The organism is Paractinoplanes aksuensis, assembly GCF_024137025.1.
Lineage (GTDB): Bacteria > Actinomycetota > Actinomycetes > Mycobacteriales > Micromonosporaceae > Actinoplanes > Actinoplanes aksuensis.
In genome coordinates this window covers 59,910-69,904 of sequence record NZ_JAMYJR010000034.1, presented here as the reverse complement: position 1 = coordinate 69,904, position 9,995 = coordinate 59,910, and the positions used below count along the sequence as shown (strand labels likewise).

Genomic DNA, 9,995 nt, shown 5'->3' with positions numbered 1-9,995 from the left:
TCCCGGCCCGAGTGCCGTCCTCCCGGCGGGCGGTGTGCGCGTTCGGTGCGGGTCGTGGACGCGCCTGGATGGGCTTGGTGATGGCGTCGCCTTGGTGTGCTGCGGTGGTGAGCGTGTCGGCGTGGCGGATGGGATATCCGTTTGTTGCGGTTCGCAGTGTCTGCACCCCGACTGGCCATGTGCACGTTCGGTGCGGGGTGGCTCGTGGCCTGGTTCGCTCGCTGGTGACGGGCACGGTCCGCGCTTTAGTGGGAGTTCGTCGCGTGTGAAGCACGAACTCGGCCACAGGATGGAGATGGCGATGCTGAGGGTTGTCAGCCGCCGCGCGAGGGGATAGGCGATGGCGGCGGCGGGCGTGCTGGACGCGTTCGATGTGGGCCGAACCGGGTGGTGTGGGGGTCGGCTACCTCGATGGGTTGCCGAGGGCGGCTGGGATGTCGACGCCGGCGGCGCCTAGTACGGCTTCTTCCTCGGCTTCCAGGGTGGAGATGGGTGCTGGGCGGCGGCGGGGCAGGCCGAGCCAGATCAGGGTGGCTGCTGCGGCGGCGAGGACTGCGCCGGTTGCGAAGACTGCGACGATTTGGGACTCGTGGGGGAGGGGAGTGCCTGGGACCAGGTTGCGCGTGATCATGGTGACTACGAAGGCCGTTCCCAGGGACATGCCTACCGTGCGGGCGATCGAGTTGACGCTGTTGGCGATGCCGGTTTCGGCTGGGGGGACGTTTTCGATCAGCAGGGCCGGGAGGGCCGCATAGCCGAACGTCACGCCGGTGTTGACCAGTAGCGCGCCGACGATCACCTGCCAGGTGGTGCTGTGCAGGGCGGCCAGCATGGTGAAGCCGATGCCGGCTACGGCCGCGGCCACGACCAGGGTTGTTTTTGCGCCGAAGCGGGAGACCAGGCGACCGCCCAGCGGGGCCGTGACTATGCCGCTCGCGTTGCCGGGTAGCAGGTAGACCAGGCTGGCGGCCAGGACTGTCGAGCCGAAGCCGTAGCCGGCCGGCGACGGTGGGGTCTGCACCAGTGATGACACCGCCAGGAACACCGCGAACATCGAGAATCCCAGGAACAGGCCGGCCAGGTTGGCCACCACGATGGGGCGGTGGGTCAGCATGCGGGTGCTCACCAACGGCTGGCTGAGGCGACGCTCGACCAGCACGAAAAGGGTCAGCACGACCACCGCGGCCGCCAGCAGGCCGATCACCCGGGGGGAACCCCAGCCCCAGCCGTTTCCTTCTTCCAGGGGAAGCAGGAGCAGCACCAGTCCCAGGCCGAGCAGGCCGGCGCCGGCCAGGTCGAGGCGGCCTGTGGCGGCGGCGGCACGACGGGGGAGGGCGGCCACGCCGGCCAGGCCGATGAGGCTCAGCGCGGTGGCCAGCCAGAACAGGCGGTGGTAGTCGCCGCCGTCCTGCATGAGGAGGCCGGTGACCGTCAGGCCGGCGCCGGCACCGACCGCGAGCATGCCGCTGACCAGGGCCATCGCGCCGGTCAGGCGGGTGGGGGGCAGCTCTTCCCGCAGTGCGCCGATGGCCAGCGGGAACAGGCCGAAGCTGGCGGCCTGGGCGACGCGGCCCAGCAGCAACAGCGGGAGGCTCGTGGTGGTGGCGGCCAGCAGGGAGCCGGCCAGCACGACGAACAGGATGCCGATCATGACGGGGCGCCGGCCGTGCAGGTCGCCCAGGCGGCCCAGGACCGGGGTCAGCACGGCCGCGGCCAGCAGGTTGCCGGTCACCACCCAGCTGGCGGCGGTGGCGGTGACGCCCAGGTCGGCCTGGATGTTGGCGATCACCGGGACGACCAGGGTCTGCAGGGCCGAGACCAGGAGGACTACGTAGCACGCGACCGGCAGCACGAGCCGGGACGGTGAGATGGACGGCATGGGGCGAACGCTAGACGCGTCGCCGATGATTCTCAACACCGTGTCGAAAAAGCGAGATGTGACGTCGATTTCACTCGACGGCGAGGTTGTAAGATCGGGCCGTGCCAACCATCGGAAGCCGTCGTGGACCGACCAAGGGTGATCAGCGTGAGCGGGCGCTGCTCGAGGCGGCTCGGCTGGTGTTCCGCGAGAAGCCGATCAGTCAGGTGACGATCGACGAACTGGCCGGGGCGGCCGGCATCGCGCGGTCGGGCTTCTACTTCTATTTCGAGTCCAAGCAGGCGCTGCTGGCCGCGCTGGTCGATCAGGTGATCGGCGAGAACGATCTCGAGATGGCCGAGTGGCTGGCCTCCGACGGTCTCGATCGCCAGGCCTTGCGGCTGGGCCTGGGACGGGCGCTGTTTCGCTGGAAGATCGACGGTCGCTGGCTGCGGGAGGCGTTCATCAACCCGGACCCCGGGCCTGACGTCATGCAGATCCGCGACCGGCTGGTGGCCGACGGCTGCACGGCGTTCAGCCGTCGCATCGAACGTGACGCCCGCGCCGGGCTCACCGTGATGGGCCGGCCCACGCTCCTGGCGACCATGGCTGTCAACCTGCGCAGCGTCACGTTCGCCGACGCCTACGCCCACCCGGACGCCTACCCGGACGACGAATTGCTCGACACCCTGACCGACGCCATCCTGCGCCTCGTCTACGGAGTCACGCCCGACCGCACCTGACAGTGAGGGGCCGCGTGGTGACGAGGGTGGTGCGCGGCGGCGTGGCCCGGTCGGGGGTGCGAGGTGGCCTGGGCCGCTGGCTGCGTCCACTGCGAGATGCGCGTCTCGCAGTCGCGAAGAGGGGTATGCGCGGGAAAGGTGCTGTGAAGGAGGCGTGCGTAGGGAAGACGTGTGCCGCTTGGCCGTGGAAGTGCGCGCGGTGGGCAAGACGCGGCGTGGGTGAAACAGGCTGGGCGCGAATTCGTAACGTTGACGAAATTGATGTGGGTGGATAGCGTTCTGAGACCCTGAGAGCGCTCTCTCCCCGCTTAGCGCTCACTCCAGGGCCCCCCATCCCCATGGAGGCCTATCCCCGATGGAATCCAGACGCCTCACCACGCTGATCACCACCGCCCTGGTCGCGCTGGGCGCCGGCACCGTGGCCGTGCTCGCCGCCCCCACCACCGCGACCGCCGCCCCTGTCGGCGCCGGCAGTTACACCGAGACCCTCCCCGCCGGACGCAGCCTCCCCACGGGCTGCGGCGACATCTCGACCAACCCCCGCCAGTACGTCACCAGCAACGCCCCGGCCGGAGCCGTCCCCACCAACGACTGGTGGTCGTCGCTGCTCTACAAGCGGATCGACTGCCAGTTCTCGACCCCGCTGTTCGCCGGCCCGGCCGCTTACAAGCCCGGCGCCGCCGGCCTGGGCCTGAGCTACCAGACCGACGCCGCCATCAGCGGATCGCCCACCGGCACCGGCGAATACCATTTCCCGTACGCCGAGCACGTGCGCGTCGGCGTCGACGGCCTCAACGCCACCCAGGCCCTGGTCGACGGCTGGAGCGACTGGACCGTCACCACCAGCCTGACCGGCGGCGGCCGCACCCTGAAGGCCACCATCGGCCGCGGCCTGCCGCTGTCGTACTACCAGGTGACCGGCGGCGACGCGCTGATCACCACGACCGGCCCGGCCACCGCCTGGTCGAACAGCGGCAACCGGATCGGCTTCTCGATCGGCGGTCACGACTACGTGGCCTGGGCCCCGACCGGCGCCACCTGGGCCCACAACAGCACGACCATCCGGTCCAACCTGGCCGGGCGCGGCTATCTGTCGGTGGCCGTGCTGCCGACCACCGCCTCCACCAGCACAGCCGACAAGATCGCGCTGGCCGACCGGTACACGCCGTTCGCGCACAACCACGTCACCGGCAGCCGTCTGTCGTACAGCTACAACCAGGGCGCGGGCACGGTCAACACCACGTACGCGCTGACCACCACCGCCCGCGAGGGCAGCGGCACCGGCACGGTCATCGCGCTCTACCCGCACCAGTGGCGCTATCTGACCGGCTCGACCCCGCTCGCGCAGAGCTACGTCTCGCCGCGCGGCGCCATGCGGATTCTCACCGCCACGCAGTTCAGCACGTCGATGAAATACACCGGCGTGCTGCCCGAGATCCCCGCGGTGGGTGACTCGTTGGGCGCCGACCTGACCACGATCACCAATTACCTCAACGCCGAACTGAACAACCCGGCCGACTTCCGGGGCGACGACACGTACTGGACCGGAAAGGGCCTCGGCCGGGCGGCGCGGGTTGCCGAGATCGCCGACCAGCTCAACCTCTCGGCCGTCCGTGACAGCGCTCTCAATGTCATCCGCACCCGGTTGACCGACTGGTTCACCGCGTCGTCGGGCAAGACCTCACGCGTCTTCTATTACGACCGCAACTGGGGCACGCTCATCGGCTACCCGGCGTCGTACGGCTCCGATCAGGAATTGAACGACCACCACTTCCACTACGGCTATTTCATCGCGGCCGCGGCCACCCTGGCCAAGTTCGACCCGACGTGGGCGACATCGGCCCGCTACGGCGGCATGGTCGACCTGCTGATCCGCGACGCCAACAACTACGACCGCAACGACACCCGATTCCCGTATCTGCGCGACTTCGACATCTACGAGGGCCACGACTGGGCCTCGGGGCACGGGTCGTTCGGCGCCGGCAACAACCAGGAGTCCTCGTCGGAGGGTCAGAACTTCGCCAACGCGCTGATCCAATGGGGCCAGGCGACGGGTAACAACGCGGTGCGCGACGCCGGCATCTGGATCTACACGACGCAGTCGGCGGCCATCAACGAGTACTGGTTCGACGTACGCAATGAGAATTTCCCGGCCGGCTGGGGTCACAACTACTCGGCGATCGTCTGGGGTTCCGGTGGCGCCTATGCGACCTGGTTCTCGGGCGAGCACGAGATGATCGTCGGCATCAACATGCTGCCGATCACGGGCGGCCAGTTCTACCTCGGCGACTACCCGGCGTCGGTCCGCAACACGTACGCGGAAATGGTGCGCAACAAGGGCAGCGAACCCACACTGTGGCGCGACATGCTGTGGCAATACCTCGCGCTGGGCGACCCCGACGGAGCGATGTCACGGCTGCGCGCGGCCGGCAATTACACGCCGGAAGAGGGCGAGAGCCGGGCCCACACGTTCCACTGGATTCGTAATCTGCAAGCGCTGGGCCAGGTCGACACCACGGTGACGGCCAACCACCCGCTGGCGAAGGTGTTCAGCAAGAACGGCGCCAAGACGTACGTGGCCTCGAACATCACGAATGCCGCGCAGACGGTGACGTTCTCCGACGGCCGCACCCTCGCGTTGCCGGCCGGTAAGACGGTCGCCGGCGGTGCGACCAACTGGTCGGGCGGCAACGCCACCGGCGGCGGCACCGGCCCGACCGATCCGCCGCCCACCGGCTGCGGATCGGGCACCCTGGCCTCGCAGGGCCGCCCGGTCACCGTGTCGTCGACCGAGGCCGCCGGCTTCGAGGGCGGCCTGGCCGTCGACGGCAACACCGGCACCCGCTGGTCGTCGGCCTTCGCCGACCCGCAGTGGATCCAGGTCGACCTGGGCTCGTCGCGCACCCTGACCCGGGCCGAGCTCAACTGGGAGGCCGCGTACGGCAAGTCGTACCGGATCGAGACGTCGGCCAACGGCACCAGCTGGACGCCGGCCGCCACGGTCACCGGCACCGGCGTCGCCGGGCAGGTGAGCCACACGCTAAGTGGCGACGCGCGCTACGTGCGCATGTACGGCACCGAGCGTGGCACCCCGTACGGCTACTCGCTCTGGGAGTTCAGGATCTACGCCTGTAGTTGAGAGAAGGCGGCTGCACCCTCACAAAAAGGAGTCACCAGAGGGTGTAGCCGCCGTCGATCACCAGAATCTCGCCGGTCACGAAGGTCGAGGCCGCGCTGGCCAGATACAGCGCGGACGGCGCGATCTCGGCCGACTGGGCGTACCGCTGCATCGGCACCTCGTCGATCCAGTAGTGCTTCCACTGCGGATCATCGATGTCGGAGATCTCGGTCTTGGTGTAACCGGGAGCGATCGCATTCACCCGTACGCCGTGTGGCGCCCACTCCGCCGCCAGCGATCGCGTCAGATGGTGCACCCCCGCCTTGGACACGGCGTACGGCGCATGCCACTGCGGCCGGTTGATGATCATGCCGGACATCGAGCCGACGTTGACGATCGCGCCCGAGCGGCGGCCCACCATCTGCTCGCCGATCACCTGGCTGGCCTTCCACACCGCGTCCAGGTTGGTGGCCATCACCCGGTCCCAGCCCTCGTCGTCGATCGTCAGCGACTCGCCGTGGATGCCGACACCGGCATTGTTGATCAGCACGTCGATCGGGCCCAGCCGCTCGGTCACCGTGTTGCGCAGGTTGACCAGGTCGGTCCGGCTGGTCACGTCGGTGGTGACGGCGTGCGCGGCCGTCCCCGCCTTCGAGATCTCGGCCACGGCCTGCTCGTTGCGTTCGGCGTCCCGCGCCGCCACCACCACTGTCGCACCCGCCTCGGCCAGCGCGGTCGCGATGGCCTTGCCGATGCCGCGGTTGCCCCCGGTGACGACGGCGACCTTGCCGTCCATCCGGAACAGATCCAAGACGCTCATGCCAGTTCCTTCTCACTAATGAGCTGCACGACCCGGTCGGCCAACGGCCGGGTCGAGGCGATCAGTTCGGCGTTGCGCTGGTCGGAGCCGTGCGAGCGGGCGTACGCCTCGTCCTGGCTGCGCCCGAACCGCATGTGCCGGGCGATCAGCCGGTCCATCCGCGTCTCCTCGCCCGGGTCGACGTACCAGACCTCGTCGATCAGGTCGGCCGTGGCCCGCCAGCGGTCGTCGTCGACCAGCAGGTAGTTGCCCTCGGTGACGATCAGCGGCGTCTCCCGGCGCACCGGCACCGTGCAGGCGATCGACTCCTCGATGCTGCGGTCGAACTCGGCCGCGTACACGATCTCGTCGGTCTGCGGGCGCAACCGGCGCAGCAGGTTCTGATAGCCGGCCGCGTCGAACGTGTCGGCCGCGCCCTTGCGGGCGTGTCGCCCCAGGCGGTTGAGCTCGGCGTTGGACAGGTGGAAACTGTCCAGCCCGACCAGCACGGCCTGGTCGCCGAGGGCCTCGGTCAGCTGCAGGGCCAGCGTCGACTTGCCGGCGCCGGGCGCCCCGGTGATGCCGAGGATGCGCCGCTCGCCGTCCGCGACCAGCTGCCGGGCCGCGTCGACCAGTTCGGCCAGGGTGTAGCTGGTCACGCGAGGGCCTCCGGTTGCTTGGCTCCGGTCATCACGGCCACCGCCTCCTCCATGGTTGTGCTGTCCGGCTCGACCACGGCGATGCGCCGCCCGAGCCGGTGGATGTGGATCCGGTCGGCGACCTGCCACACGTTGGGCATGTTGTGGCTGATCAGCACGACCGGCAGGCCGTTCTCGCGGACCCGTTCGATCAACTGCAAGACCTGGTTCGTTTCCCGTACGCCGAGCGCCGCCGTCGGCTCGTCCATGATCACGACACTGGTGGCCCAGGCCGCGACCCGGGCCACGGCGACCGCCTGCCGCTGACCGCCCGAGAGCGTGTCGACCTTCTGCCGGATCGACTGCACCCGGATGCCCAGATCGGCCATCTGACGGGCCGAACCCTGCCGCATGGCCGACTTGTCGAGCTTGCGGAACACCGTACCCAATAAGCCTTTGCGCCTTTGCTCTCGACCCAGATACAGGTTCTGCGTGATGTCGAGCGCGGGCGCGACGCCGAGTTCCTGATAGACAGTCTCGATGCCGGCCTTGCGGGCGTCCAGCGGGCTGCGGAAGTGCACCGGCTCGCCGTTGACCATGATCTCGCCCGAGTCCGGGATGACGGCCCCGGTCAGCGCCTTGATCAGCGTCGATTTGCCGGCGCCGTTGTCGCCGATCACGGCCAGGATCTCGCCCGCCCGCAGGTCGAAGTCGCAGTTGTCCATGGCCACGACGTGACCGTAGTGCTTGGTCAGCCCGCGGGCCTGCAATACGAATTGGGTCATCGGGTCTGCCTCGTTCGCACGAAGTGGTCGACGGCGACGGCGATCACGACCAGGACGCCCGTGCCGACCTGCTGGTAGAGCGAGTCGATGCCGGCCTGGGTGAGCCCGTTGGCCAGCACGGTGACGATCAGCGCGCCGATCAGCGTGCCGACCACGCCGCCCCGGCCGCCGAACAGGCTGGTGCCGCCGATGACGACCGCGGTGATGCTGTCCAGGTTGGCCGTCGCGTAGCCGCTGGGGTCGGCGGTCGGGGTGCGGCCGAGGGCCTGCCAGGCGGCGAACGCGTACACGACCGCGGCCGTCAGGTAGACGCTGAGCAGCACCCGCTTGACCTTGATGCCGGTCAGCGCGGCGGCCCGCGGATTGTCACCGACCGCGTACACCCGCACGCCCCACGCGGTCTGGGTCAGCGCGTAGCCGAGGATCGCGGTCAGACCGATCCAGAGCATCACCCCGTACGTGATGGTGACCCCGCCGAAGGCCGGGCCCTCGTTCAGCGCCGTGAGGAACTCCGAGGTGATCGGGTACGACTGCGAGTCGGTGTAGAGCCGGGCGGCCGCGGTCAGCACCGACAGGACACCCAGGGTCACAATGAACGGCGGCAGCGAGAACTGCGATACGAGTACGCCGTTGAGCAGTCCCAGCACCAGGCAGGTCGCCAGCCCGGCCAGCAGCGCGCCGAGCACGTTGCCGTCGGTGGCCAGATTGCCGATCACCACCGAGGCCAGCACCATGATCGCGCCGTTCGAGAGGTCGATGCCGGCGGTCAGGATGACCAGCGTCTGGCCCAGCGCGAGCGTGCCCACGACCACCGACTGCTGGGCGATCAGGGAGAGGTTGCCCGGGTTGAGGAACGAGTCAGTGGTGGCCGAGAAGATGACGATCGCCAGCACCAGGGCGGCGAGCGGGCCGGCGATCTGGCTCGACAGCGCGGCCCGCCAGGGCCCGGCGCGGTCCTCCTTCTCGAGGAGGACCGCATCGTCGAGCTTGGTCACTTCTCGCCCCAGCAGTTCTGCAGACCCCATTCCGACGTCTGCGACTCCAGGCCGTCCACCGGCTTGTCGGTGATCAGCGTCGTGCCCGAGTCGTTGAGGCCGGCCGTGGGCTTGGTGCCGTCGGCCAGGTACTTGGCGATGGCGTCGACGGCCAGCTCGCCCATCTTGCTCGGGAACTGCATCGCGGTCGCGCCGATGATGCCGTCCTTGACGTCCTGCACGCCGCTGCACGCGCCGTCGACCGAGACCACGGTGGCGTTGTTGATGCCCTTGTTCTTCAACGCCGTGTTGGCGCCGCGCGCCACCGGCTCGTTGATCGTGTAGACGACGTTGATGTCGGGGTGGGCCGAGAGGAGGTTCTCCATCGCGGACTGCCCGGTCTCGATGGTGCCCTTCGTGAGGGCCGCTCCGGCGATGCTGGGGTCGCCGTCCTTGATGCCGTAACCCTCGAGGAAGCCGTTGTGGCGGCCGCCGGCCGGGCCGTCCGAGAGGTCGAAGTCGAGCATCGCGATGCGGGGGTTGGCCGGGGCCGAGGCCTTGGCCCACTGGCCGATCAGCTTGCCGGCCTCGGTGTTGTCGGTGGCGAAGGTGGCGTCGGCGCCCTCGATCGGGGTCAGCGTGGCGTTCACCGTGATGACCAGGATGCCTTGGTCGCGGGCCTTCTTGACCACGGGGTTGAGCGCGGTCGGGTTGGCCGGGTCGAGCACGATGGCCTTCACCTTGTTGGCGATCATGTTCTCGATCGCGGTCACCTGGGTGGCCGAGTCGCCGGGCACCTTGGCCTCGGCCTTCATCGTCTTCCAGCCCTTGGCCGTGGCCGCCGCCTCGGTCGCCTTCTGCAGCGTGCCGAAGAACGGGTTGGACAGGTTGAGCTCGACGATGCCGATGGTGACGTCGCTGTTGCCGCTGCTCCCGCTGCTGCTGCCGCTGTCGTCGGAACCGCAGGCGGTGGCGGTCAGAAATATGCCGGCCGCCAGCGCGGCCGCGGCGACTCGGTTGACCTTCATGAGTCCTCCAGAATTTATGTGTTGGCTGCCGAATTAAGTCGGCGGTGTTACG

8 protein-coding genes are annotated in these 9,995 nt (G+C 69.0%); 2 read left to right on the top strand and 6 right to left on the bottom strand.

Annotated elements, in window-relative coordinates; genetic code table 11:
* Window positions 1-403: 403 nt before the first annotated feature.
* Window positions 404-1,879, bottom strand: a complete 1,476-nt coding sequence (locus M1L60_RS31570; protein ID WP_253241197.1) for an MFS transporter — start codon at window positions 1,877-1,879, stop codon at window positions 404-406.
* 101 nt (window positions 1,880-1,980) lie between these two features.
* On the opposite strand from M1L60_RS31570, the gene M1L60_RS31565 reads away from it, so the two are divergent.
* Together M1L60_RS31565 and M1L60_RS31560 are read left to right on the top strand one after the other, a co-directional pair.
* The gene (locus M1L60_RS31565; protein ID WP_253241196.1) at window positions 1,981-2,601 is read left to right on the top strand and encodes a TetR/AcrR family transcriptional regulator; all 621 of its coding nucleotides are present in this window, start codon (window positions 1,981-1,983) and stop codon (window positions 2,599-2,601) included.
* Window positions 2,602-2,956: 355 nt separating this feature from the next.
* The gene (locus tag M1L60_RS31560) at window positions 2,957-5,740 is read left to right on the top strand and encodes a glycosyl hydrolase (protein WP_253241195.1); all 2,784 of its coding nucleotides are present in this window, start codon (window positions 2,957-2,959) and stop codon (window positions 5,738-5,740) included.
* Between the two features lie 31 nt (window positions 5,741-5,771).
* On the opposite strand, the gene M1L60_RS31555 is transcribed toward M1L60_RS31560, so the two are convergent.
* Genes M1L60_RS31555 through M1L60_RS31535 form a run of 5 tightly spaced genes read right to left on the bottom strand, consistent with a single transcriptional unit; the run spans window position 5,772 to window position 9,943 of the window.
* Complete coding sequence (locus tag M1L60_RS31555; RefSeq protein ID WP_253241194.1) at window positions 5,772-6,539, bottom strand: SDR family NAD(P)-dependent oxidoreductase; 768 nt, start codon at window positions 6,537-6,539, stop codon at window positions 5,772-5,774.
* Window positions 6,536-7,177 (bottom strand): nucleoside/nucleotide kinase family protein, encoded by a 642-nt coding sequence (locus tag M1L60_RS31550; RefSeq protein ID WP_253241193.1) that lies wholly within the window; start codon window positions 7,175-7,177, stop codon window positions 6,536-6,538. Before M1L60_RS31550 ends, M1L60_RS31555 begins: the two co-directional genes overlap by 4 nt.
* Window positions 7,174-7,941: an ATP-binding cassette domain-containing protein gene (locus M1L60_RS31545; RefSeq protein WP_253241192.1), complete on the bottom strand. Its 768-nt coding sequence runs from the start codon at window positions 7,939-7,941 to the stop codon at window positions 7,174-7,176. The genes M1L60_RS31550 and M1L60_RS31545 overlap by 4 nt, the downstream gene beginning before the upstream one ends.
* Window positions 7,938-8,936: an ABC transporter permease gene (locus tag M1L60_RS31540; protein WP_253241191.1), complete on the bottom strand. Its 999-nt coding sequence runs from the start codon at window positions 8,934-8,936 to the stop codon at window positions 7,938-7,940. The genes M1L60_RS31545 and M1L60_RS31540 overlap by 4 nt, the downstream gene beginning before the upstream one ends.
* Window positions 8,933-9,943, bottom strand: a complete 1,011-nt coding sequence (locus M1L60_RS31535; RefSeq protein ID WP_253241190.1) for a substrate-binding domain-containing protein — start codon at window positions 9,941-9,943, stop codon at window positions 8,933-8,935. Before M1L60_RS31535 ends, M1L60_RS31540 begins: the two co-directional genes overlap by 4 nt.
* Window positions 9,944-9,995 lie beyond the last annotated feature (52 nt).

Coding starts and splice junctions, on each gene's coding strand:
- M1L60_RS31570 (WP_253241197.1), bottom strand. CDS start 1,879: ATGCCGTCCATCTCACCGTCCCGGCTCGTGCTGCCGGTCGCGTGCTAC.
- M1L60_RS31560 (WP_253241195.1), top strand. CDS start 2,957: ATGGAATCCAGACGCCTCACCACGCTGATCACCACCGCCCTGGTCGCG.
- M1L60_RS31555 (WP_253241194.1), bottom strand. CDS start 6,539: ATGAGCGTCTTGGATCTGTTCCGGATGGACGGCAAGGTCGCCGTCGTC.
- M1L60_RS31545 (WP_253241192.1), bottom strand. CDS start 7,941: ATGACCCAATTCGTATTGCAGGCCCGCGGGCTGACCAAGCACTACGGT.
- M1L60_RS31535 (WP_253241190.1), bottom strand. CDS start 9,943: ATGAAGGTCAACCGAGTCGCCGCGGCCGCGCTGGCGGCCGGCATATTT.